At 60.5% G+C, this 24893-nt stretch carries 21 protein-coding genes; 11 read left to right on the top strand and 10 right to left on the bottom strand.

Annotated elements, in window-relative coordinates; genetic code table 11:
- Positions 1 to 12: 12 nt before the first annotated feature.
- Both N3J91_04430 and N3J91_04425 read right to left on the bottom strand, forming a co-directional pair.
- Positions 13 to 1308, bottom strand: coding sequence for a PhoH family protein (locus N3J91_04430; protein ID MCX8155687.1), 1296 nt, complete (start codon positions 1306 to 1308; stop codon positions 13 to 15).
- Positions 1305 to 1973, bottom strand: coding sequence for a glutathione S-transferase family protein (locus N3J91_04425; GenBank protein MCX8155686.1), 669 nt, complete (start codon positions 1971 to 1973; stop codon positions 1305 to 1307). Before N3J91_04425 ends, N3J91_04430 begins: the two co-directional genes overlap by 4 nt.
- A 302-nt stretch (positions 1974 to 2275) precedes the next feature.
- On the opposite strand from N3J91_04425, the gene N3J91_04420 reads away from it, so the two are divergent.
- On the top strand, positions 2276 to 3208 hold the full coding sequence (locus tag N3J91_04420; protein MCX8155685.1) for an endonuclease/exonuclease/phosphatase family protein: 933 nt from the start codon (positions 2276 to 2278) through the stop codon (positions 3206 to 3208).
- Here N3J91_04420 and N3J91_04415 read toward each other — a convergent pair.
- Positions 3190 to 4191, bottom strand: a complete 1002-nt coding sequence (locus N3J91_04415; GenBank protein ID MCX8155684.1) for an MBL fold metallo-hydrolase — start codon at positions 4189 to 4191, stop codon at positions 3190 to 3192. The two genes, N3J91_04420 and N3J91_04415, sit on opposite strands and share 19 nt — an antisense overlap.
- A gap of 176 nt (positions 4192 to 4367) precedes the next feature.
- Between N3J91_04415 and N3J91_04410 the strand changes: the two genes are divergently transcribed.
- Positions 4368 to 5042, top strand: a complete 675-nt coding sequence (locus N3J91_04410; GenBank protein ID MCX8155683.1) for an HAD hydrolase-like protein — start codon at positions 4368 to 4370, stop codon at positions 5040 to 5042.
- A 6-nt stretch (positions 5043 to 5048) separates the two neighbouring features.
- Here N3J91_04410 and N3J91_04405 read toward each other — a convergent pair whose 3' ends face one another.
- The 4 genes from N3J91_04405 to N3J91_04390 form a co-directional block, all read right to left on the bottom strand.
- On the bottom strand, positions 5049 to 5909 hold the full coding sequence (locus N3J91_04405) for a sugar isomerase domain-containing protein (protein MCX8155682.1): 861 nt from the start codon (positions 5907 to 5909) through the stop codon (positions 5049 to 5051).
- A 63-nt stretch (positions 5910 to 5972) separates the two neighbouring features.
- Complete coding sequence (locus tag N3J91_04400; GenBank protein ID MCX8155681.1) at positions 5973 to 6623, bottom strand: hypothetical protein; 651 nt, start codon at positions 6621 to 6623, stop codon at positions 5973 to 5975.
- 153 nt (positions 6624 to 6776) lie between these two features.
- Positions 6777 to 7625: a glycoside hydrolase family 16 protein gene (locus N3J91_04395; GenBank protein ID MCX8155680.1), complete on the bottom strand. Its 849-nt coding sequence runs from the start codon at positions 7623 to 7625 to the stop codon at positions 6777 to 6779.
- Positions 7626 to 7643: 18 nt separating this feature from the next.
- A complete protein-coding gene (locus tag N3J91_04390) occupies positions 7644 to 9107 on the bottom strand; it encodes a cellulase family glycosylhydrolase (GenBank protein MCX8155679.1) in 1464 nt (487 codons plus the stop codon).
- Between the two features lie 285 nt (positions 9108 to 9392).
- Here N3J91_04390 and N3J91_04385 point away from each other — a divergent pair, with 285 nt between their 5' ends.
- Positions 9393 to 9635 (top strand): hypothetical protein, encoded by a 243-nt coding sequence (locus tag N3J91_04385; protein MCX8155678.1) that lies wholly within the window; start codon positions 9393 to 9395, stop codon positions 9633 to 9635.
- Positions 9636 to 9749: 114 nt separating this feature from the next.
- Here N3J91_04385 and N3J91_04380 read toward each other — a convergent pair whose 3' ends face one another.
- The gene (locus N3J91_04380; GenBank protein MCX8155677.1) at positions 9750 to 11039 is read right to left on the bottom strand and encodes a citrate synthase; all 1290 of its coding nucleotides are present in this window, start codon (positions 11037 to 11039) and stop codon (positions 9750 to 9752) included.
- A gap of 139 nt (positions 11040 to 11178) precedes the next feature.
- Positions 11179 to 12957: a phosphoenolpyruvate--protein phosphotransferase gene (ptsP, locus tag N3J91_04375; protein MCX8155676.1), complete on the bottom strand. Its 1779-nt coding sequence runs from the start codon at positions 12955 to 12957 to the stop codon at positions 11179 to 11181.
- 137 nt (positions 12958 to 13094) lie between these two features.
- On the opposite strand from ptsP, the gene N3J91_04370 reads away from it, so the two are divergent.
- Complete coding sequence (locus N3J91_04370) at positions 13095 to 15320, top strand: PAS domain-containing protein (protein MCX8155675.1); 2226 nt, start codon at positions 13095 to 13097, stop codon at positions 15318 to 15320.
- Between the two features lie 45 nt (positions 15321 to 15365).
- Here the strand turns inward: N3J91_04370 and N3J91_04365 are convergent, their stop codons facing one another.
- Positions 15366 to 15638: a hypothetical protein gene (locus N3J91_04365; protein ID MCX8155674.1), complete on the bottom strand. Its 273-nt coding sequence runs from the start codon at positions 15636 to 15638 to the stop codon at positions 15366 to 15368.
- Positions 15639 to 15963: 325 nt separating this feature from the next.
- Between N3J91_04365 and gspE the strand changes: the two genes are divergently transcribed.
- The 7 genes from gspE to N3J91_04330 form a co-directional block, all read left to right on the top strand.
- A complete protein-coding gene (gene gspE, locus N3J91_04360; protein ID MCX8155673.1) occupies positions 15964 to 17670 on the top strand; it encodes a type II secretion system ATPase GspE in 1707 nt (568 codons plus the stop codon).
- A gap of 67 nt (positions 17671 to 17737) precedes the next feature.
- A complete protein-coding gene (locus N3J91_04355) occupies positions 17738 to 18868 on the top strand; it encodes a type IV pilus twitching motility protein PilT (GenBank protein MCX8155672.1) in 1131 nt (376 codons plus the stop codon).
- A 12-nt stretch (positions 18869 to 18880) separates the two neighbouring features.
- Complete coding sequence (locus N3J91_04350; protein MCX8155671.1) at positions 18881 to 20584, top strand: GspE/PulE family protein; 1704 nt, start codon at positions 18881 to 18883, stop codon at positions 20582 to 20584.
- Between the two features lie 14 nt (positions 20585 to 20598).
- The gene (locus tag N3J91_04345) at positions 20599 to 21924 is read left to right on the top strand and encodes a type II secretion system F family protein (GenBank protein MCX8155670.1); all 1326 of its coding nucleotides are present in this window, start codon (positions 20599 to 20601) and stop codon (positions 21922 to 21924) included.
- Positions 21925 to 22040: 116 nt separating this feature from the next.
- The gene (locus N3J91_04340; GenBank protein ID MCX8155669.1) at positions 22041 to 23003 is read left to right on the top strand and encodes an ROK family protein; all 963 of its coding nucleotides are present in this window, start codon (positions 22041 to 22043) and stop codon (positions 23001 to 23003) included.
- Positions 23004 to 23042: 39 nt separating this feature from the next.
- Positions 23043 to 24605: a DUF2961 domain-containing protein gene (locus tag N3J91_04335; protein MCX8155668.1), complete on the top strand. Its 1563-nt coding sequence runs from the start codon at positions 23043 to 23045 to the stop codon at positions 24603 to 24605.
- A 67-nt stretch (positions 24606 to 24672) separates the two neighbouring features.
- A partial coding sequence (locus N3J91_04330) for a thioredoxin family protein (protein ID MCX8155667.1) occupies positions 24673 to 24893 on the top strand: 221 nt, incomplete at its 3' end.

The following is a 24893-nucleotide window of genomic DNA, read 5'->3' as shown; positions in this document are numbered from 1 at the left end:
GCTCTCCCTGCTCTACAATATATTCGCCGCCAGCTCCGCCAGTTCTGACCGCTCCCCTTTCTGCAATTCAATGTGCGCCGCCAGCGGCTGCTCACGAAAACGGCTTACCAGGTAATTAAAACCATTGGAGGCCGAATCCACATAGGGATTATCAATTTGGTAGGGATCCCCGGTGAACACCAGCTTGGTGCCGTGTCCCACGCGGGTGCAAATCGTCTTCACCTCCAGCGGCGTCAGGTTCTGCGCCTCGTCTATCACCATGAACTGGTTGGCAATGCTCCGCCCGCGAATATAACTCAGTGCCTCCACCACAATCGTGCCGCTGCGCAACAAATCCGAGGCCCGCCGGTGTTCATGGCCCATGTTCAAGTCGCTCAGCATCTCCAGCGCGTCATGGATGGGTTGCATCCAAGGATTTAACTTCTCCTCCAGCGTCCCCGGCAGAAAGCCCAGCTCCCGTCCCACAGAAACCGTCGGCCGCGCCACCACCAGCCGCCGAAACTCCCGGTCCTGCACCGTCTTCTTCAACCCTGCCGCCATCGCCAGCAAGGTCTTGCCCGTGCCCGCCTTGCCCATCAGGGTCACCAGCCGGACGCGCTCGTCCAACAGGGCATCCAGGGCAAAATGTTGTTCCCGGTTGCGCGGTTTGATCCCCCATACCCCCTCCCGGCAATCCAGAATCGGCACCAGTTTCCGGCCTGTCACATCCACCTTGGCCAGAGCCGGCCGCCGTGGGTTGCCCGCATCGTTCAACACACAATACTCGTTGGGATAATGGCCGTTCAGCGGCACCTCCAGCTCACCCTGCGTGCGAAACGCCGCCATCTGCTCGGCGCTGACCGTCTTTTCAAACATCCCCGTGTACAAATCCTGAATCCGCACATGATCGGTCTCGTAATCCTCCGCCGCCAGTCCGCAGGCGTCGGCCCGGATGCGCAGATTGATGTCCTTGGTCACCAGCACCGTCTTGCGTCCCTTGTCCGCTTCCTGCACGGCCAGTGCCAGCGCCAAAATGCGGCTGTCCACGCTGTGATGATGATGGCCGTTGCCATTGTTTTGATGAAACAGAATCTTCAACAGCCCCCCGTTGCGCAGCGGCACCCCCGCGCTTAAAGCCCCCTGCTCCCGCAGCGCATCCAGCGTCCGGCTCACGGTGCGGGCATTTTGCCCCAGCTCCGTCGCCTCGCGCTTGAAACGATCAATCTCTTCAATGACCTCGATGGGAATCAGGACGTGATTTTCCTGAAAATTGAAGAGACTGTTGGGATCGTGCAGCAGGACGTTGGTGTCGAGTATGTAGTTTTTCACAGGCTGAAGTCAGTTCGGCGGCAGGTGTCCATGCGCTGATACCACTCGGCCAGCCGGTTGTGGGGCGCCGGCAACTGGTAATGACCGCTGTACAAAAAATTGGCCAGCATGCCGTATAAATCAAAATCCACAAATCGCGGACGCTCCTCCAACAAAAACGGGCGGGTAGTCAACATCTGCTCAAACGGCAGCAGCCGCCGTTGCAGCTCCTCCAACAGCGTCACCTGCTGCCGCCGCCATTGCTCCAGGCAACCCCGCCCGAATTTCCGCTCCTTGAACCGGATGAATTCCAAATGCTCCCTTGCCGGCACAAACTCCCGGAAATAAATGTCGTTCAGCTTGAAACAAACTTCTTCAATTTCGTTTTCAATGTGCCGCCACAAAATATTCTGCACCCCGGCGAGTGAGCGTGGAAACAAGTCCAGACCCAGGGCGTTATCCACGTATTTGGCGATAACCTGCGACTCGTGATCCGTCTCAAAAATCACATTCCGGCCATCCTTGAGAATCGGCACCTGATAATACCGCTGCCGGGTCAACCGCCACACCAGCCGGCGATCCGTGCATGGAATGTTATGCAGCTTATATTTTGCCCCTGAATACTCCAGGATGCGCCGTTGCACCAGGCAAAACGGGCTCCACGGAAATTGCACCAAAACCATCATGGATTTGCCAGAATGGAGGATTGAAGCGCCTGCCGCCCACGACACCCCGCCGCCCGCCGCCCGCAGCGTCCAATTTCGGTGGGCGCCGTTGGATAAACCATGGTGTGACTCACACGCCCCTTTTAGTGGCAGCTTTGCCCCCTGACAAGATTTTTTGCACTTTGCCCCTTCGCTGCTTCATCCACCAGCCGGCCGGACCGCCGCCTCAAGCAGGCCATCCCTCCAGCCTCCGCTCGCCCCCCCGCCCACCCAGATGAATCGGCTTTGACTTCTTCCCTCCCACCCCGTAATTCATCCGCTTGATGCGCGTTCTAATACTTGTTTTTATTAGTCTCTGCCTGCTCCTGGCCGGCCTTTCGTCGGCGGCCGCCGCGGAGAAAATCCGCCTTGCCCATTACAATCTCGAAAATTACCTGGACCAACCCGCCGGCACCCGCCCCGCCAAAACCCCGGAAGCCCGCGCCAAAATCCGAGAGAGCATCCGCGCCCTCCAACCCGACGTCATTTCCCTCGTCGAAATGGGCAGCACCAATGCCCTGTTGGAGCTGCGCGATTCCCTGCAGGCCGAGGGACTTTCCCTGCCCCATTGGGAATGGGTGCGCGGCTGGGACACCAACATTCACGTCGCCCTGCTGAGTCGCCTGCCCCTTGTTGCCCGCCGACCGCACACCAACCTGACCTACCTGCTCTACGGGCGCCGCTTTCATGTCAGCCGTGCCTTTCTGGAGGTGGATTTGCAGGGACCCAAAGGTTACCAGTTCACCCTGATCGCCGTGCATCTCAAATCCCGCCGCCCCATTCCCGAAGGCGACGAAGCCGAAATGCGGGAACAGGAGGCCCGCCTCCTCCGGGAAATCATTGAGACCCGCCTGACCGCCAATCCCAAGCTGAATCTGGTCGTTCTAGGTGACTTCAACGACACCAAGGACAGCCGGACATTGCGCACCGTCCTCGGCCGGGCCAACGCCCGCAATGGTTTGGTGGATACCCGACCCGCCGAGCGTAACGGCGACAGCCTGCCTCCTCTCAATAACCGGCAGGATGCACGCCGCATCACCTGGACGCATTATTACGGCCTGGAAGACTCCTACAGCCGCATTGACTACATCCTCCTGAGCAAAGGCATGGCCGCCGAGTGGATCCCCGAGGAAACCTATGTCCTCGCCCTGCCCAATTGGGGGCTGGCCTCCGATCATCGCCCCATCGTGGCCACGATCTATGCCGAAGACCGCTGAACTTTGACCGCCACCCCCTGCTCATTCAGCGCAAACGTCTCCCCCACCCGCCGCCACGCAATCCGGGAAGGCTCGTCCGCCAGCGCCCGACAAAACCGCCGCACGGGTTCATCCATCGGTTCATCACTCAGCTTGAAGGTCTCATGATGCACCGGCGCAATGAAACGCGCCCCCGCATCATTGGCCATCTCCACCGCCTCCTCCGGCGTGCAATGATTCCAAATCCAGGGGTCATACGCCGCAATCGGCATGATGGCCAAATCAAACGGCCCCAACCGCCGGTGCTGTTTGAACAGCGGCGTCATGGCGGTATCTCCGGCAAATAACACCGACCGCCCCTCCCGCCGCAAAATGTAGCCGTTGTATCCCCGCACCTTTTTGTTGGGCCAGCGCTGCCCCCAATGCCGCACCTGCACCGCCTGCACCTCCAGCTCTCCGCCCCCATTCCGGAAAACGTATCGCTCATTCCAATCCAGCTCCTTCACCACCCTGAAACCCATGCCCTCCAGCAAATCACTCGTCTCCGGCGCCGTAATGACCGTGGCCTGTTTTGGCAGTTGGCGCAATGTGGGGCGGTCAAAATGGTCATAATGCGCATGAGACAGCAGAATAAGCTCCACCTCCGGCAGCTCCGCCACCCCCAACGCCGGCGCTATATATCGCTTGGGACCAACGTTCCCCAACCACCCCACCGGCCCCACCCGCTGACTGAACACCGGATCCAACAATAGCCGGATTCCCAGGAAATTAATCAAGGTGGTGGCGTGCCCCAGCCAGCTCAAAGTAACATGGCGATCCGACCACTGCTGCGGCTCGGGCCGGTGCGACGGCGCGGCCATGCGCCGGAAATAATCAGAACTTAACATACGCAATATCCGCGCCAAACGGCTCTTCGAATGCTGCACCCACCACGCCCCCGTTACCGCCCCCACACCGGCGGCCATGAGCGTGTATTTCAGCCACTTCCGGCGGCTTTTGGCCATGCCCTTAATCTGTGACCTTAACCCGCCTTGTCAAGGCCACACCCCTCCCCCCCCGCCCCGTGCCGCCACTCACGACGGAGCCTATGTGGCTCGCCGGGACCCCCTGCAGACAGAGGCTCCCCACAAATCCTTTTTCAGTTGCCCGTCCCCACTTCCGCTCCTACCTTTGCCGCACTATGGTCCGGCTGGCCCTGTTTGATATTGACGGCACGCTCATCCGCACTCACGGCGCGGGAGTCAAGGCTTTTGCCCGGGCTTTTGCTGTTGAATTCGGCCTCGGCAACGGCACGGAAACCATGAGTTTCGCCGGCCGCACAGACACCAGTCTGGTGCGGGAATTCCTGCGCCAGCACGGCCGGGAAGCCACCCCGGAAGACATGCGCCGCTTTTTTGACTGCTACATCTTCCTGCTCGATCACTACCTCCGCGAGTCCACCGGCGGCGTTATTCCGGGCGTAACGCAATTTATCACGGCCCTGCAAACGCAACACCCTCCCCCCGTCCTGGGCTTGCTGACCGGCAACATCCGCCTTGGCGCCGAAATCAAACTGCGCCATTTTGGCCTCTGGGGGCCCTTTGTCACCGGCGCTTTTGCCGATGATCACGAGGACCGCAACGAAATTGCCCGCATCGCCCTGGCCCGCGGCCGCGCCCTCCTGGGAGACTCTCTGCAGCCCCACGAAGTCCTGGTGGTGGGCGATACCCCCCATGACATCCGCTGTGGCCGCGCCATCGGCGCCAAAACCCTCGCAGTCGCCACCGGCGGCGCGACGCTGTCCGAACTTCAACACCATGCCCCAGATTGGGCCGTCGCCACCCTGGAAAATTTTCCGCTCGAAGCGCTGCAATGAATCGGCTCAGGTGATAAAAAAGGAGCCGGTATCAAATTCCTCCGGCGGCTTCTCCGGCGCCCGCCGGCGAAAACTGGTCATGGATTCCGTTTGCGCCTCCAGTTCCTGATGCAGTTTGGCCAACAAACGGGCCTGCTCCGCCACCGCCAGCTCAAACAAACCATGAGCCCGCTCCTGACCCGCCAGCGCTGGCGCCACCAACACCCTCGGCGGATGCCCCCCTTGCACCAGCCTGCGCGCCACTTCCACTTTCAGGCAATTAATCACCAGACACCCCCCCAAGGTGGAAGCACTCCCCACCGGCTCCTCAATCCCCTCCACCGTTATCAGCGCATCCCCCGTCGGCGCCCCCGTGTCCAACACCAAATCTGCAAAATCCTGCACCTTACGCCCCTCCGCATGCCGCGAGGCGCTCACCGCCGAATGCCGCACACTCACCAGTGCCACCACCCGGATGCCCCGTTTTTGAAATAAAGCGGCCATTTCCACCGGCACCACACTGCAGCCGCTCGACGTGATGATGAGCGCGGCGTCTTTGCGGTGCAGCGCAAAGTTCTTCAGAATTTGCTCCGCCAAACCGGGTGTATTTTCCAAATACATCGCCTGCCGCGGGCCATTGGCTCCCACCGGATTGGGCGCGCTGAGAGCCAGCTCGACAATGGGATGAAATCCGGGAAATGACCCGTTGCGCGGCCAAAACTCCTCCACCATCGCGCGACATTGCCCGGTCCCAAAGACGTGCACCATGCGCCCGGCCAGAATGGCCTCGGCAAACCAATCCGCTGCCTGTTCAATGGCTGCCATCTGCCCCGCCACACAGGCAATAATTTCCCTGGCCTTGGCCAGGTAGGCTTCTGCGGGTTTCATACCCCCATTATATCCTGCACCCCCGCCGCTGGCCAGTCTTGTTTGGTAGGAACCGGCCCTCGCCTACGGCGTCCGTATGATGCGCGTGGGCGGCTGGTACAGCGCCGCTCCTGCGGGATTGGTTACCCCTGTCCCCGGCATGATCACGGTCCCATCCGGCCGCCAAAGCGCCCCCGGCGGCAGATTCGGCGGCGGTTGTACGGGCATCGGCGTGCCGGTCGTGGCATTCAAAGCGCCCCCGGGCAATACCGTTACACCCGGTCTGGCCACCAGATTGGTCATCGTAAATGCCCCCGCGGGTGCCGTGGGCGGAGCAATCCCATCCTTCTTGAAATCTAATTCCTTCTCCTGATCCCGAATCTTGACCCGCACCGTCTCCATCACGGTGTCTATCGCCAGCACCTCAATGTCCCCTTCCTTGTCCCCCTCCTGCACAATCCGCGACTCGGAGTTGTTCTTGCCCGGCTCCGTAATCTGCAAAATTGCCCGCTTATTCCCCATGATGCTGAACACCCCCGTCAAATTAACTTTCGTCGCCGGCGGCGGCGGCGGCGGCGGTGGAGCGGGCGGGGTTGGCGCTTTCAAATTAAAGGCATTGCGCTCGGTAATGCTCTTGCCGGGCAGCTTCTCCTCCTTGGTATCAAGCGACATCACTCCTCCCACGCCGGCCAGCAAGACCGCCGTTATCCCCACCATGATTCGCCAATACATCATGTCCGCCATGAATATACGCCTGCTTTGATTACTACACCAAGCCGAAAAAAAAGTTGCGCCCCTCGACGCTTCACCACTCTCCTGCTCACGCGTTGCCCCCCACGAGCCCCAGGAATCCTGAGCTGCCGCGCCCTTGCACCTCTCCTGCCACCCCTACGGCTTCTGCCGATACACCCGCACGTAATCAATCAGGTATTTCTGCGGCAGCACGGCATCGTCCATCGTTCCTCCCCAGGAGCCGCCCAGAGCCAGATTTATCAGCAAATAATGCGGCTTCCGAAAGGGATTGTCGGGTCCCGCCCCGGCCTTGTCGGTGGGGTAGGTAAAATATTTGATATGATCAAAGTAAAAATCCATCCGGTCCGGAAACCATTCCACGGCGTAAATATGAAAACCATCGTAGGGCGCATTCGTCACAATCTTTCCTCCCAGCGATTGGTGCCTGCCCTCCCCAAACCAGTGCACTGTGGCATGCACATTAGTCGGGGCTTTGCCCACAAATTCCATAATGTCAATCTCCCCGCAGCGCGGCCAGCCCACCGTCACCCGGTTGGTGCCCATCATCCAAATCGCCGGCCACACCCCCCGACCTTGGGGCAGCTTGGCTCGCACCTCCACCCGCCCATACAGGAAACTGGCCTTCCCCAGCGTGTTGATGCTTGCCGCGGTGTATTCCGCATATTCCCGGCCGGATTTGCGGCTCTTGGGATCAGCGTCTGGCCGAAAATGGGGGTTGCGGAATTTCTCCTTGCGCCCCTCAATCACCAGCACCCCATTTTCCTGCCGGCAATTTTCCAGCCGCCCGCGGGTGTAATATTGCAGCTCATTATTCCGGATCCACCCTTCTTCATAGTCCCACTTGGCCGGATCCGGCAGTCCCGTCCCGTTGAACTCGTCGGCCCACACCAACTCCCATTGTGCCGCCTGCAACCCCAGAGTCCCCAGCCAGCAGGCCAGTCCAACGGCCCGGCCCCATGCCCAAACGCGTGTGTGTTTTCGCATAAACATTGATTTTTCAGGTTAATACTTCAAATACTGCTGCAACAATTGCAACATCTGCCGGTCCAGTTTGTGCCCGTGGAAATCCTCGTAATTCACGTCATTCCGGCCACTGTCCAATATCCCGAAACTCCCGCGGAAATTCCACAACGCCCAACCCATCCGATGCTGCTTCCACAACTCCAGCCAGTCCTTCATCCAGGCCAGAGCCACCGGATGCGGGGTGCGGTTGAAGCATCCCCACTCCCCCACAAACACCCCCTGCCCCGCCGCCTGAATTTCCACCCAGGGCTTGAGAAAATCCCGCAGCGTTTGATCGGCGGACACGCCGGCTGGCGGCAGGAATCGGCCGCTGGCATCCACCCGCAGCGGGCTTTGCTTCCGGCCCCATGGGGCATCCGGACGCACCACGTTGGTCCTGCCCCCCGGAAGCGTTAGGGTAATCTCCCGCAGCCGCACCCAATCCCCTTCCACATTGGCCACGGTCACTTCCTCGGCGGCCTTGGGTAATGTCACCGTCCACCGCAAGGGATTCACCGGCTCATGGTAGGTGTACTGCCGGCTTTCCGGTGACACTTTCCAATCCTGTTTCTGCACGCCCGGATCGCACAGCAATTCACCCAACGCTTCTCCATCCGCCTTGGCAGCCAGCCGCGCTTTGACCGAGATTTGCTGCACCTGCAACACCAGCCTGGTGCCGGCCGGAAATTTTCCCTGCAGGGTCAACGGCGATTGGTATTCTGGCTTGGCCGGCCCGTACAACATCCCATTCACCGGCACCGGCGGCCACACCGGCTCCGCCCACTGATCGCTGCCCTGCACCCAATTGGCACGGTAATGGGATATCGTGCCCGGATGGTACCCCCGCGTGGCCTGCACCACATTGGAATAGCGCAAAAATTCCTTCACCGGCTGGGAGCCTACATTCATTCCGTCCACAATGATCAGCCGCCGGGGATCCACCGCCTGAATGGCCTCGATCGCCCGCGAAAAGACCTTCAGATATTGCTCCCGGGTGTGCCGCGTCGGCTCGTTCAGCAGGTTGAAACTCAGCCGGGACGAGGGCACCTCCTTGTATCGCCGCGCAAACATCACCCAATGCGCTACAAATGCCTCCAACGGAGCCTCTTCCGTCCACAAATTGGTCGGCTCAGCCGGGGGGTTGATGCAAAAGCCCGGGGCCCGATGCAGATTGATGGATACGTGGATGTTGTACTTGTCCCCGTAGGCAATCGCCTGGTCAAAATGCTTCAACACCTCCTCCCGAAACTCCAGCCAGTTGTTGGTCTGAACGTAACAGCGATAATCCACCGGCAGCCGCACGTAATTAAATCCCAGCTCGGCAATCCAGCGAAAATCGTCCTCCACATAAGGCGCATTCTGGCGCAGCGTGAATTTTTCGAGCAGGTTAAACCCACGCCACCTCGATATATCCACTCCGCCCACCACCTGCGGATCCGGCGCCGCCGGGGCTCCGCCAGCCATTAACAGTAGTAATCCCGTCAGCCAACACGTTCTTGTGTTCATAGGTTGCTAGGGTTGGACGTTCGCCCGCGCCTTCATCATCAAATCAACCTCCCCTTTCCCAGCCATGCCCGAGCTATCGCTTCCCCCTTCGCCCCCGCCCCCGCCTTGAACCCGGCAGGCAGCATACGCCTGGCCCCCCGGCACCGTGGCCCCTGTTCAAGTCCCCCTCCACTTTGCCGATAAAAGAATTGAGGGTTGGACAACAAATGTCCACCCCACTGGCCCAAAATGGCGGCGGTCAAAATGAAAACGACGATGAAAAACCTGTACCGCTCCCACGCCCGGCAAATGGAGCTGGGCCTGCCCTCCTCGGCCAACCTGCGCCACACCCCCCGCCGCCAGCGCCGTCTCCCCGGCGCGCACTGGTGGTTTCAACAAATGCGCCAGGCAGTCTTGAACGCCCCCGGCCCCCAGACGGACCCGGTTTTGCGGGAGGCAGCCCCGGCTCTGCTAACAGAAACCAGCGTGGACCCCACGCGCTCCTGATCACTCAGGCGCTCCCACCAACCTCCCGGGCAACGCCCCCTGCCCGGCGGGAAGCTCCTGCCGCTTCCGCGCCCCCTGGCGCCGCAAAAATGGCCGGCTGATTCAGCCGGCGGCTCAACCCCGATTCTTCAACGGAGTATATGGGCGCATCGTTGGCCCCACATAAATCTGCCGCGGGCGATAAATCCGGCTGTCGCCGCTCTCCATGATCTCCTTGTAATTGGCGATCCAGCCGGGCATGCGGCCAATGGCGAAAATTACCGTGAACATCTCGATGGGGATGCCAATGGCACGCATGATGATGCCGCTGTAAAAGTCCACATTCGGATATAACTTGCGCTCAATAAAGTACGGATCATTCAAGGCCGCCTCTTCCAGACGCTTGGCGATGTCCAGCAGCGGATCATTCAATTTCAGCGCCTTGAGCAACTGATCGCACCGCGCCTTGATGATTTTGGCGCGCGGATCATAATTCTTGTACACCCGATGCCCAAAACCCATCAACCGCTTGCCGCTCGTCTTGTCCTTGGCCATCTCGATGAACTTGCGCCCATCATCCCCGCTGTCGTGAATCTGCTGCAGCATCTCAATGACCGCCTGATTGGCCCCGCCATGCAGCGGCCCCCACAACGCGCACACCCCCGCCGCCGCCGAGGCAAACAAATTGGCCCGGCTCGACGCCACAAAACGCACCGTCGCCGTCGAGCAGTTCTGCTCGTGGTCGGCATGCAGCAGGAAAATTAAATCCAGCGCCCACACCACCTCCGGTTGCAGCTCGTAATCCTGGTAGGGCTCGCTGAACATCATGTGCAGAAAGTTGGCCGTGTACTTGTAGCTGGGCTTGGGATAAATGATCGGCAGCCCGTGCGCCTTCCGATACGCAAAGGCCGCAATCGTGCGCACCTGCGAAATCAACCGCGCCGCCATCAAATCAAACGTTGCCGGATCATACCCCTTCATCACCTCCGGATAAAAACAGCTCGTCGCGTTGATCATCGAGGACAGGATCGCCATCGGATGCCCCGTCGAGGGGAACCCCTCAAAGTGATACTTCATGTCCTCGTGCAGATTCTCGCACTTGGTCAACAAATCCGAAAACCGCTGCAACTGCTTCCGATTCGGCAGCTCCCCGTAGATGATCAAATAGGCCGTCTCAATGAAGGACGACTTCTCCGCCAGCTCCTCAATCGGAATCCCCCGATAGCGCAGGATGCCCCGCTCTCCATCAATAAACGTGATCTTGCTCTTGCACGAGCCGGTATTCCCGTAGCCATCATCCAACGTGATATACCCGCTCTGCTGCCGCAGGGCGGAAATGTCAATCGCCTTCTCGCCCTCGCTGCCCTCCACCACCGGCAGCGTATAGGTTTTATCATCAATCGTCAGCGTCGCCGTTTTATTCATGAGCGCTCTCCTGTCTGGGGGTTGTGTATTCAGTCAGCTTAATGCGTCGTGCAAAAAACTAATATCGGCAGCCTGTCCCGCTCACAAGCGTTTTTCATTGAATCAGCCGCTTTTCCTGCGCTTCCCATCTTGACCGCCCTCACAATTCCGTCTCAAACAAACTGGGCGCCGCATTCCGGGCCAGTTGGCGCGAGCGTTCCTGAATCTCGCCCGCGTCCTCGCTCTGCAGCGCAAATTCCACCAGCTCCCGGGCCTCGCTCATCTTCAGGCGCCGGATTAAAAACTTGATCTGAGCCGCCGCCGAGGGCGCGGCGCTCAGCTCATCCACGCCCAGCCCCAGCAGCAACGGCACCAGCACCGGATCGCCCGCCATTTCCCCGCATACCCCCACCCAGATGCCCTGCCGATGCGCCGCCTCCACCGTCTCCCGGATGAGTTTGAGTATCGCCGGATGCGTGGGCTGATAAAGATGCGCCACATGCTCGTTCATCCGGTCCACCGCCAGCGTGTACTGGATCAAATCGTTCGTCCCGATGCTGAAGAACTTTACCCGCCGGGCCAGGGCATCGGCCACCAGCACCGCCGAGGGCACCTCGATCATCGCCCCAATCTCCATCGAGTCATCAAATGCCCGCCCCTCCGCCCGCAGCTCCGCCTTGCATTCCGCCACCAGCGTGTTGGCCTCCTCGATCTCCCGCGTCATCGAAACCATCGGATACATCAATTTCACATTCCCCCGCACGCTGGCGCGCAAGATCGCCCGGATTTGCGTCCGGAAAATATCCCGCCGATGCAGACAGAAACGGATTGCCCGCCACCCATAAAAGCTGCTGGTCTCCGGCCCCACATTGACATGCGTCAAAAATTTATCCCCCCCCAAATCCAGCGTCCGGATGATGACCGGCGCCGGATGCAACGCCTCGGCCACCGACAAATAGGCCTGATATTGCTCCTCCTCGTCCGGCGCGGATTCACGATTGAGATAGATGAACTCGGTGCGAAACAGTCCCACTCCCTCCGCCCCGCTCGCTTTCACCGCCTCCACATCCGCAGGTTGCTCGATATTGGCCGACAACAGCACCCGATGCCCATCCAACGTCACCGCCGGCTGATCCCGTATGGCCCGCAGCTTCTCCTGCAGCGTCACCTGCCGCCGCACCAGGTGACCATATTCAAACAACGTCTGGTCTGAAGGATTGATGATCAGCAGGCCGTTGTAGCCGTCCAACAGCACCTGCTGCCCCGTGGCCAGCTCCTGGCTCACCGTCTTCAACGCCACCACCGCCGGAATCTGCAGGCTGCGGGCCAGAATTGCCGTATGTGACGTGCGGCTGCCCACGTCGGTGGCAAATCCCAATATCTTGGTCTTGTCCAGCAGCGCCGTCGTGGATGGCGTCAAATCATGGCTGATGACTATGCTCGGCTCGGTGAGCAGTTTGAGCTGGTGCTCGTCCACACAGCCCAACAGATTGTTCAAAATTCGATCCCCGACGTCCCGCAAATCGGCCGTCCGCTCCCGCAACAGTTCATCCTGTATCTGCTCCAACGCATTGACGTATTTATCGATGGCGCATTGCAGGGCATATTCGGCGTTGACTTTTTCTTCCGTGATCAGTCTCATGACCTCGTCCACCAGTAACGGGTCCTCCAGGATCAACAAATGCGCGGTGAAAATGTCCGCATCCTTGGCCCCCACCCGGGCGCGAATTTGCTCCTGCAACTCCAGGAGTTGTTGACGGGATTGCACCAGCGCCTGCTCGAAGCGCGCCACCTGGCCCGGCACGTCCGCCTCCGTCATCTCCAGGCGCGCCACCTTCTGCTCACGACTGCCCAGCACCAGCACCTTGCCCCTGCATACCCCCCCCGAAGCAGGAATGCCCCGCAACACTTTTTCGCCTGTCTTTGCCAAACCAGCCATGATACGATGGCATCGTAAAGCATTGCACCAAAATGAAAAGCAAAACCTTATCCAGGTGCCCCTTTCCGCCGCCCGGGCCTCCACGGACGGGATTCATGGCCTGTCCCACCCGTTGCTCGTCCTCATAGCCCAACTCCATGAGCGTTAATTCCACCAATCCGGCAGCGTCTCCGGACCAGACGTGGCTGAGCCCGCGCTGGCGTATAGGGATCAGTCGTGGATTGTCGGTCCTGCTGTTGCTTTTGGGGTTGGTGACCCTGGCCGGCTGGCATCTGCAAAACGACCGCCTCACCCACTGGCGCACCGATTGGGTCCCCATGGCCTACAATTCCGCCCTCGCTTTCGTTTTCCTGGGGGCTGCACTCCTGGCGCTAACCTTCGACCGTCGCCTGCTGACCCGCCTGTTGGCCATCCTCCCCCTGGGTTTGGGCTGCTTGACCGTTTTCCAGCACCTCAGCGGTATCTCTTTGGGAATAGATCACTGGATGATCACCCCGCAATCCCCCGTAGGCAGCCAGTCCCCCACACTCGTCGCTCTCAGCTCAGGTTTTTGCTTCCTGCTCACCAGTCTGGCCGTAGGATTGCTTTCGCAGAAAAACCTCCCGGAATCCTGTGTGATTTCCATCAACGTGCTGAGTTGCATGGTGATCGCCATCGCCCTCGCCGCCATGGTGGGTTTTGCGCAGGGATTGGCGCCAGACCAGGCCTGGGGCCGCTTCAATTTAATGGCCTTCCACACCGCTTTGGCCTTTGCTCTGGCCAACGTCACCCTGCTGCTCTGGCTTCGCCTCAAAAAACCTCCCTCCTCCGAGCGGCCCTCCCCCTTGCCGGCAATCGCCAGCGGCATGGCTGTTTTTACCGTGGCCCTGATCTTTGGGCAGACGCTGCGCAACGAGGAAAGCCAGTCCCTACGCCAAAACTGCTCCGATGCAGCCGACCTCGCTGCCGCCTCCTGGACCAATCAGCTTAGTTACTATAGCTCCGCCCTTCAGTTTGTGGCCGACGTCTGGATCGCCGAAGGCCCGCTGACTCAAGCGCAATTTGAGCACCTGGCCGGGCTGGTCATCAAACGCCATCCCGATGTCCAGGCACTGCAATGGCTGGACCCCGACGGCATCGTCCGCTGGTGTGTCCCCCGCGCGGGCAACGAAGCCATCCTGAACCAATCCGGCATCTTTGATGACCCACGCCGCCAGGCCCTGGAACAGGCCCGGAACCGCCGCCGGCCTGCCGTCAGTGAGTCCCTCCTGTTGAAACAAGGGGGCTTGGGATTCCTGATCTATCTGCCGCTTTACCGGCAGGATCGCTACGAAGGCGCGCTGGTGGGCGTATTCCGCTATGCTTCCCTCGCCCAATACAACTGGTCCCGGCTGGCCGGGCTCTTTGAAATGCGCCTGCTCGACATGCGCAGCCGGCACCACCTGGTTTTTCCCGCGGCATCGGCTTCCCGCTCCGTTTTTAATGGCTACGCCCAAATCCGCGAAATCCATTTTGAAGGTGCCTACTGGCGGCTGGAGGTCATTCCGCGCCGCGAGCTGGTCCAGCGCTCGCTCAGCCTGTTGCCGCGGCTATTCCTCGGGGGGGGCGCCGTGATGGGTGTGCTCACCGCCTGGTTCATTTACATCTTCCAAACCGCCGGGCTGGCTTCCCGCGAATTGCGCCGCGCCAATGAGCTGCTCCAGGCCGACATTGTGGAGCGCCAGCACACCGAACAGGCTTTGCAGGAACGCGAGGCCAGCCTGAGACTGGCCCAGCGCGTCGGCAATGTCGGCAGTTGGGAGCTTGACCTGACCACCCAACACCTGCTCTGGTCCGACCAGACCTACCGCATTCTCGGCCTCCAGGCGGACCAGTTCGTGCCCACCCGCGAAAACTTTTATCAACTGGTCCATCCCGAAGACCGCGACTCTCTGCGCCAGCGCATCACCGCCTTGATTCACGAGGGTGGCACCTTCGATCACGAGTTTCGCGTTCTCCTGCCCGATGGACGCGTGCGCATCCTCCACGAGCAAGCGGCCACCGTGCTGATGCCCCAAAGCGGAACCGTCAAAATCGTCGGCGTCGTGCGCGACATCACCGAAATGCGCCTGGCCCAGCAGGAGCGTGAAAGACTCATCATCGAGCTGCAGGAGGCCCTGGATAATGTCAAAACTTTGAGCGGCCTTCTGCCCATTTGCGCCAATTGCAAAAAAATCCGGGATGACCAGGGCTATTGGAATCAAATCGAGGTCTATCTCCAACAACACTCCGAGGCCCGTTTCACTCATGGCCTATGCCCTGAGTGCGTCAAAAAACTTTACCCCGAACTGGCTGACCTGAAACTTCCCGGCGAATCGCCTCCCCCGCCGTCCCCCGCCTCATAGGCTCCATTCCGCCCGCTGCTTGGGCGGCATTCCAGCCGTGCCTAATTAATTCTGCGGTGGTTCAAGTTTCTTCAACCCCACCTCGTGCGCAATGTCATCAAATTCCTCGCGGCTCACGTCATCCAGCGTCTTCCCCCGCCGCGCCAGCTTTTCATTGATTTTGATGGCCTTCTCGGTCATGGCCTCATGGGTCTCCTCCGTCCCCCCCACCAGGGCAAAGTTCGGCCCCGTGGTCACCCGTTTGTGACCATCGCTGTCCAGTCCCACCCCCAGCAGGAGGGCTTTTTTTCTCTTCTTTTTGGCCGGTTGACTCGCCATTGGCGCACAGTAACGGCAAAGGGCAGCTTTCGCAAACGAAAATGCGCCGGAAACGCCTCCCGGCAACCGCACCTTCGCACCCTCTAGTCGCCAACCATGCCCCCCTCCCCATCAGCCCGCTGCGGGGAAACACCCCGGCAGGCGAAATCTGGAAAAAAGCCCCCTCATCAAGCTCCGCACAGCCCGGGTTTCCCTCGCCTCGGCACGTTTTTTTCCGCGCCCATGTTGACTTTGCCCCGGTTTCACGGATACAGTTTTATCAGAACTCCATACGCCGCCGGTGGGAGTCCCCCAGAAAGGCCCGGCGGCAGTGACAACCAATTTTGTGGCTGCCAAAGACGATTATTTATTGGACCTGCTCATGGACATGGGCGTTGTGACCCATGACCAGGTGGCTCAAGCCCGGCAGGAAGCGGAAGCCGGTGGCGCCGGCGTGGTGGATACACTCCTGGCGCGCCGGTGGATTACCCCCCAGGATGTCACCAACGCCAAAGCCGTGTATTTCGGCGCCGAAGTGGTGCAACTGGCGGACCTGCGCATTGAGGACAGTGTCATTTCCTCCCTGCGCCGTGACCTCGCCAAACGCTACCGCGCCATCCCCATTTACAAACACGGCAACACCATGGCCGTGGCCCTCTCCGACCCCTCCGACCTCGATACCATCGACGCCCTCCACCATGCCTTGAAGATGGAAATCGAGGTCAAAGTGGCCTCCGATGCCGAGATTGACGCCGCCCTCTCCAAGTACTACGGCGCCGAGGACGATCAGGTGGGGATGATGATCCAAAACATCACCGAAGGGGATGTGGCGGTGCAGGCCATGACCAAGGCCGCGGGCGAAGACGACGGCTCCGTCGTCGAATCCGATGCCCCCATCATCCGCCTGGTCAACAACATGATCGTCGAGGCCTTCAAAATGCGCGCCTCGGACATCCACCTCGAACCCCTCTCCAAGTCCTTCCGCGTCCGCTACCGCATTGATGGTGTGCTGCATGAAATCAAAGGCCCCCCGAAAAAGCTCCAGGCCTCCATCATCAGCCGCATCAAAATCATGTCCAACATGTCCATCGCCGAGCGGCGCATCCCCCAGGACGGCCGCATCCAGACCTCCGTCGGCGGCAAGATGATTGACCTCCGCGTCTCCTGCATCCCCACCAACCACGGGGAAAGCATCGTCATGCGTATCCTGGACAAGGAAGGGTTGCGCCTTGGCCTCCCGGAACTGGGCTTTTTCACCGACGACCAGCAAACCTTCGAGCGCCTCATCGGCCTCCCCGACGGCATCATCCTGGTCACTGGCCCCACCGGCTCCGGCAAGACCACCACCTTGTACTCCGTGCTCAATTTCATCAACCGCCCCGACCGCAAGATCATCACGGTGGAAGACCCGGTGGAATACCTCCTCAGCGGCATCAACCAGGTGCAGGTCAATGAAGTCGTCGGCCTGACCTTCGCCGCCGCCCTGCGTGCCATGCTGCGCCAGGCGCCCAACATCATCATGATTGGTGAGATCCGCGACCTCGAAACCGCCTCCATTGCCATTAACGCCTCCCTCACCGGTCACCTGGTCTTCAGCACCCTGCACACCAACGACGCCCCCAGCGCCGTGACGCGCTTGATTGACATCGGCGTCAAACCATTCCTTGTCGCCTCCTCCACCCGCGCCATCATGGCCCAGCGCCTCGTCCGCAAAGTCTGCAAACGCTGCGCCGCCCCCTACGACCCCACGGAACACGAGCGCCGCGTCCTCAACCTCGACCCCAACACCCCCGGCGCCAATTTCCTCAAGGGCCGCGGCTGCGGCGATTGTAATAAAACCGGTTACCGGGGGCGCATGGGCATTTTCGAGATTTTTGTGGTGGACGATGAAGCCCGCAAGCTGATCTACGAAAAGGTCCAGGCTTCCATCCTCCGCGCCCGGGCGCGCGAGACCGGCATGCGCACCCTGCGTGAAGACGGCACCCGCAAGGTGCTGGCCGGGCTTACCACCCCGGAAGAAGTCATCCGCGCCACGCTGGCCGACGTGGATTAAACCTAACCCATGCCCCTGGTGTTCACACAACCGACTTGAGAAGCTCGTAAGCGTTATGTCCTATCAGATGTCCGATCTCCTGCAGTTGGTGGTCTCCGAAGGAGCCTCCGACCTGCACATCCGTGTCGGGGTGCCCCCCGTCATTCGCCTGCACGGCATCCTTCATCGCGTCGAAGGCCCCCCCTGCACCAACGAAGACACCGAGGAGCTCATGCGCAGCATCTCCTCCGATGACCACATCCAGCAGGTCCGCGAAAACGGCACCGCCGACTTCGGTTTCGCCTTTGGCGACATGGCGCGCTTCCGTGTTTCCGTGTTCAAGGAGCGCGGCCAGTTCGCCCTGGTGCTGCGCCAGATCCCCAACAAACTCCTTACCCTCGAGCAGATCGGCCTCCCGCGGCAGACCATCATGACCCTCCTCTACAAACCGCGCGGCCTCATCCTCGTCACCGGCCCCACCGGCTCGGGCAAATCCACCACCCTCGCCTCCATGATTGACATCATCAACCAGGAGCGGGATGACGCCCACATCGTCACCATCGAAGACCCCATCGAGTATTACCACTACCACAAAAAGGCCATTGTCACCCAGCGCGAGGTGCACGTGGACGTCCCCAGTTTCGCCGAGGCCCTGCGCCGCGTCCTCCGCCAGGACCCCGACATCATCCTCGTCGGCGAAATGCGCGACCTCGAAACCATCGAGGCCGCCATCACCGCCGCCGAAACCGGCCACCTGGTCTTCGGCACCCTGCACACCACCGGCGCCGCCAAAACCATCGACCGTATCGTCAACGCCTTCCCCATGAACCAGCAGGAAATGATCCGCATCCAGCTCTCCACCGTGCTGCAGGCGGTCATCTCCCAGTTGCTCATCCCGCGTTGCGACAAGCCCGGGCGCGTGGCGGTGTATGAAATCATGATCAACACCCCCGCCATTGCCGCCCTGATCCGCGACAACAAAACCTTCCGCATCGCCTCCGACATCCAAACCGGCGCCAAATACGGCATGGTCACCCTCGACGGCTACCTCATGGAAAAATACATGCAGGGCATCATTGCCCGTGAGGAGGTCATCAATAAGTGCCAGGACCCCGTTACCATGATGCAAAAACTCCAGGAATACGACATCGCCAAGGCCGCCGAGGCCGCCCGCGCCGGCACCGCCCCCGCCGCCACGGCCACGGCCCCCACCGCCTAGTTTGCGTTGCCTATGCCCGACCTCATCCACGATCCCTTCCTGAATCTCATCCGCGAGCGCGCCTTGCTGGATGACATGCAGATCGAAGAAGTTGTCCAGGAACACCAGCGCACCGCCAAGCCCATCCACCAAATCCTGGCTGACTTTGGCCTCATGGACATGGAAACCCAGCTCCAGGTCAAGGCCGAAGCCCTCGGCACCGAAGTGGTGGAGCTTGAAAAACGGGAAATCCCTCCCGATGTCATCGCCACCATCCCGGCGGCTGTCGCCCGCATGTACCAATGCGTCCCCGTCGCCGTCTATGGCAATTCCGTGCAGGTTGCCCTGGCCGACCCCTTCAACTTGACCGCGGCCGACGACATCAGCGTCAGCAGCGGCCGCGAAATCATCGTCGTGGTGGCCGACCCCAACGCCATTGAGCGGGCCATCTCCCGCTACTACGGCGAGGAGGGGGTGGACGTCAGCAGCGCCCTCAAGGAACTGGGCGAAGACGAGCACATCGCGCGCGAAATCACCGAGGTTTCCGAGGAAAACCTGGGCGAGTTGATGGACCTGGCCAACGAAACGCCCATCATCAAATTCGTCAATCTCGTCCTCTATCAGGCCATCAAAGACCGCGCCAGCGACATCCATTTCGAGCCTTTTGAGGACGAGTTCAAAATCCGCTACCGCGTGGACGGCGCCCTCTATGAAATGGCCCCGCCCCCCAAACACCTGGCCCTGCCCGTGATCTCCCGCATCAAGGTCATGGCCAATCTCAACATCTCCGAGCGCCGCCTCCCCCAGGACGGACGCATCAATTTCCCCATGGGCAACCGCCAGGTGGACATGCGCGTCTCCTGCCTGCCCACCCAGTTCGGTGAATCGGTGGTGCTCCGCGTCCTCGACCGCTCCGCCGTCAACCTCGACATCGAGTCCCTGGGCTTCCCCAAGTATGTTTACGACTACATGCTCGAGGCCATCCAGCAGCCCAACGGCATCATCGTCGTCACTGGCCCCACTGGCTCCGGCAAAACCACCACCCTTTACTCCTGCCTGCGCAAGGTCAACACCATTGACTCCAAACTGCTGACCATCGAAGACCCGGTGGAGTACGACATCGAAGGCATCATGCAGGTGGCCGTCAACGAAGCCGTCGGCATGACCTTCGGCAAGGCCCTCCGCGCCTTCCTCCGCCAGGACCCCGACATCATCATGGTGGGCGAAATGCGCGACGTCGAAACCGCCCAAATCGCCATCCAGGCCTCCCTGACTGGTCACCTCGTGCTCAGCACCCTCCACACCAACGACGCCCCCGGCGCCGTCACCCGCTTGATTGACATGGGCGTCGAGCCGTTTCTCATTTCCTCCTCGCTCATGGCCGTACTGGCCCAGCGCCTGGTGCGCACCATCTGCAAAAAATGCCGCACCCCCTTTGAACCCACCGAAAGCCAGCTCGCCCTCCTCAACCTCTCCCCCCACGACATCGGAGACAAAATGTTCTACTACGGTCGCGGCTGCAACACCTGCAATGACACCGGTTACAAGGGCCGCAAAGGCATCTTTGAACTGCTGCCCATCACCGAGCCCATTCGCATCCTCATCAATGAACGGGCCCCCACCGTCGTCATCCGCCAGAAGGCGGTGGAGCTGGGCATGGTCACCCTGCGCGAAGACGGCTTGCGCAGCATCTTTGATGGTGATACTACTATTGAAGAAGTCGTTAAGTACACCTGACCACAACGACCCTTATGCCAAAATTCAGTTACGTGGCCATGGACTCCCGGGGGAAGGAGACCAAGGGCACTTTGGAAGTCGGCTCCCAGAACGAGGCCATCTCCCGCATCAAGGACATGGGGCTCCACCCCACCCGCATCGTCCAGGTGGATAAAGACAAGGACAAGGCCAAAGCCAAACCCGCCGAGACCAAAGGCGCCCCCGGCAAAAAAGGCGGGCTGCATAAGGAAATCAATCTCAATCTCAACATCAAAATCCCCGGCCTTACCGACCGCGTCAAAAGCAAGGTCCTCACCACCTTTACCCGTCAGTTGGCCACCCTGGTGGATGCCGGCCTCCCGCTGTTGCGTGGCCTTCGCGTGCTGGAAAAACAGGAAAAACACCCCCTGCTCAAAAAAATCATCGGTGATTTGGGCGCCTCCATCGAAAGCGGCAGCACCTTCTCCGAAGCCCTGGCCCAGCATCCCAAGGTCTTCAACCGCCTCTACGTCAACATGGTCAAGGCCGGCGAGCTGGGCGGCGTATTGGAAGTCGTGCTCAACCGCTTGGCCGAGTTCATGGAGAAGGCCCAAAAAATTAAGGGCAAGGTCATCTCCGCCATGTTCTATCCCGTGGCGGTGCTCGTGGTGGCCGTCACCATCCTGGGCGTCCTCATGGTGTATGTCGTCCCCAAATTCAAAGCCATCTTTGTGGACCTCCTTGGCCCCGGCAAAGAGCTGCCCCAATTCACCCAGATCGTCTTGGGGATTAGCGACATGATTGCCAATCATTTCGTCATCACCTTGGGTGTGCTGGGTGCCCTGTTTTTCCTTTTTCAGGTCTTCATCCGTACCAAGGCAGGGCGCAAGCTCTTCGACCGCTTCAAACTCAACATGCCCGTCCTGGGTCCCGTCATCAAGAAAGTCGCCATCTCCCGTTTTACCCGCACCCTGGGCACCTTGATCAGCAGCGGTGTGCCCATTCTCCAGGCGCTTACCATTGTCAAAGAGACCTCCGGCAACGTGATCGTGGCGGATGCCGTCTCCGCCGTCCACGAAAGCGTCAAGGAAGGCGAAACCATTACCGCCCCCTTGGAGGCCTCCGGCGTCTTCCCGCCCATGGTCATCAGCATGGTGGACGTGGGCGAGCAAACCGGCGCGCTCCCGGAAATGTTGATGAAAATTGCCGACAACTACGATGACGAAGTGGACAACGCCGTCGCCGCTATGACCTCCCTGCTGGAGCCGATCATGATCGTGATTCTGGCGGTCATCGTCGGCAGCATCGTCATCGCCCTCTTCCTGCCGCTGATCTCCATCATCGACAGCCTCGGCCAGGAAGGCTCCGGCCCGGGAGAGTAAGGCATGGGGGCAGGGGGTTTCTCCTTGGCAGGCCAGGTTCTACTGCGGCTGAGGGACAGGCCGGCCTCGACGCCGACCCTCTCCCTCCTTATCCATCGTAACCGTCGCCTCGGTGTATGAACTTACCGCCGCCCAAACCGCCTGAATCCACCGCGCACACCCTCGCCGGCATCGAAATTGGCGGCACTAAATTACAAATTGTCCTGGGACGCCCCGGCCACATCGCCCACCGCCAGCGTTTTACCGTTAAACCCGAGGCCGGCGGCCACGGCATCCGGGAACAGCTCACGGCCACACTCCCTGCCCTCTTGCGCGAACATCCTGTCCGCGCTCTCGGGGTGGGCTTCGGGGGGCCGGTGGACTGGCAGCGCGGCATCATTCGCTGCTCCCACCAGGTGCCCGGCTGGGCCGACTTTCCCCTTGCCGACTGGCTCCGCCATCTCACCCACCTTCCCGTGCAGATTGAAAACGACGCCAACACCGCCGCCCTCGCTGAAGCCCGCCTCGGCGCAGGCCAGGGCGCCAACCCTGTTTTCTACGTCACTCTGGGCAGCGGCGTGGGGGGAGGCTTGGTGGTCAATGAGCAGATCTATCACGGCGCCCTCCCCGGCGAGGCCGAAATCGGCCACCTCCGCCTCAATCGTGAAGGCCTGATCGTGGAACACCGCTGCAGCGGCTGGGCCGTGGACAAACGCATCCGGGAGCTCCGCTCCCGCGGCCTCACCGGCCCCTGGGCTGCCCTCCTGGCCCAGTTCAAACAAACGGGCGGCGAAGCTCGCACTCTTGCCCCTGCCCTCGCCGCCGGAGACGAGGACGCCCGCCGCCTGCTCCATGAAGTGGCCGACGACCTGGCCTTCGCCCTGTCTCATGTCGTGCATCTATGCCATCCCGCGGTTATTGTGCTTGGCGGCGGGCTGTCCCTTGTGGGTGAGCCACTGCGCGCCACTGTCGCCGCCCGGCTGCCTGCCTACGTCATGGAGGCATTTCACCCCGTGCCCGCCGTTCGCCTGGCCGCCTGGCAGGAAGATGCCGTCCCCATGGGGGCTTTGCTTCTTGCCGCTCAAACCCCATCCCACTAAAGGGGGAGCATGGTCTCCCCTCAGGGCCACCCATCCTTTATGATCGCCAAGCCTCCTCCTCCCTCCCGCTCCTCCGCCAGGAATGCCCCCACCAAAAACCTTCTCCTGGCCGAAATATTGGCTCTGGTGCTCCGTCTGCCTCCTAAACCGCGGCAATCCTGCTTCGCGCTTTGCCTGATGCCTCTGGCCATCTGCTTCTCTACTTTCGCCGCCGTCCCCCTGCTGCTCCAACCCAATCCCCTCTCCCTTCATTGGCTGCCGGTGCCAGACTCGACCAAAACCTATCTCCGAAGCGGCTTTGACTATAACGATGCCAACTACGACTCGGGCAATCTAATCCGCGTGGAGCCATCAGGCCTGAGTTTTTCCAACGCCCACTCGGCATGGGTGCTTTTTGAGGAAAAAGGCCCCGGCGTCATCACCAGCATCTGGTTTACCGGCAAAAACAAGCAAGGTCAGGCCTACCTCGGCGGCACATTGAATTTCTACTTCGACGGCGAGCCCCGGCCGCGCCTCTCCGCTCCTCTGCCGGAGTGGCTTGAAAATAATCCCTTGCTGCCCCCCGGTTTGGCCGAAAAAAGCAGTGGCGGGTGGCTTTGTTATGCGCCCATAAGCTATGCCCAATCCTTAAAAATTACCCTCGAAGGCCATCGTGACTCTTATACCCATCGCAAAAATGGCCGCGGCGAAATTATCCCCCACCTCTATCATCAGTTCAGCTTCCAACGCCTGCCTGCGCCCGTGGCCAGCTCCACCCCCGAAAGCCTGCGGCAAACCGCCGCCTGGGAATTGGCATGGCCCGCCCTCAGCCCCACGGCAACCTTCCCCCTGCCCACCGGCCAGCCCGTGACCATCTTCCTGGCGGAAACCCAGGGTATTCTGGAGATGTTTCGCCTCGACGTGGGTCAAGCGAAGGCCGATGCCCTCCGCATGCGTGTGGAAGCCGATGGTCTCAACCTGGTGGACATGACCCTCCGGGAGTTTTGGGGGTTCAGCCGCGACCAACGTCCGCAGGCCCGATTCCACGCACTCACCATGGGGGTGGACACCAACGGCGCCTATTACAGCCGTTGGCCCATGCCCTGCCGCCGATCGCTTAAGCTTGTCCTGCAAAACCCGGACCAACCCCTCGAGGTTAAAGTCCAGACCACCTTCCGCCAGGGTTGGCCACAGCCCGGGCTGTTTTACTTCCACGCTGCCCGCATCACCGACAAAACCGAGAAAGCCCGGGACATCGTGCTCCTTGAAACTCGCGGCCGTGGCCATTTCGTCGGCTGCATCCTCGAGCTGGCCAACGCCACCCTCGAGGGCGACGACCGGTTCTACGTGGACGGTGAGGCCTTTCCCCCGGCCTGGCATGGCACGGGCACGGAAGATTACTTCCGTTGCGGCTGGTACTTTTACGGCGGCCCTCTCACCCGCCCTCTTTACGGTCTGCTGGACAACGGCACCCCCAAAATTGCCTATCGCTTCCATCTCGCCGACCGGCTCAACTTCACAAAACATGCAAAAATTGGGTTTGAGCACGGTCATCATAACGAGTATCTTGGCTCATACCCGGGCACCGTTTTCTGGTATGCCGAGCGGCAGCCCCCTGAATAAACGGCGCTTGTGAAACGTCCTACGAACAGAACGATTCGTTAAACTCAACGAGCCTTACGCACAACTTATGAAAAAAATAATCCTCGCACTGGCAACCCTGCTCGTGGCCGGCTGGCTCGGTGCCGCAGAATTGAACTGGGTCACTGATTTCAATGCCGCCCTCAACCAGGCCAAAAAGGAAAACAAATTGCTCTTCATCAACTTCACCGGCAGCGATTGGTGCGGTTGGTGCAAAAAACTGGACGCTGAGGTCTTCTCCACACCTGAATTCAAGGAATTCGCCGCCAA

Source organism: Verrucomicrobiia bacterium (genome assembly GCA_026414565.1).
Lineage (GTDB): Bacteria > Verrucomicrobiota > Verrucomicrobiia > Limisphaerales > Fontisphaeraceae > Fontisphaera.
Note: the sequence above shows the minus strand (reverse complement) of the source record. Positions and strands in the feature narration are given on the sequence as shown.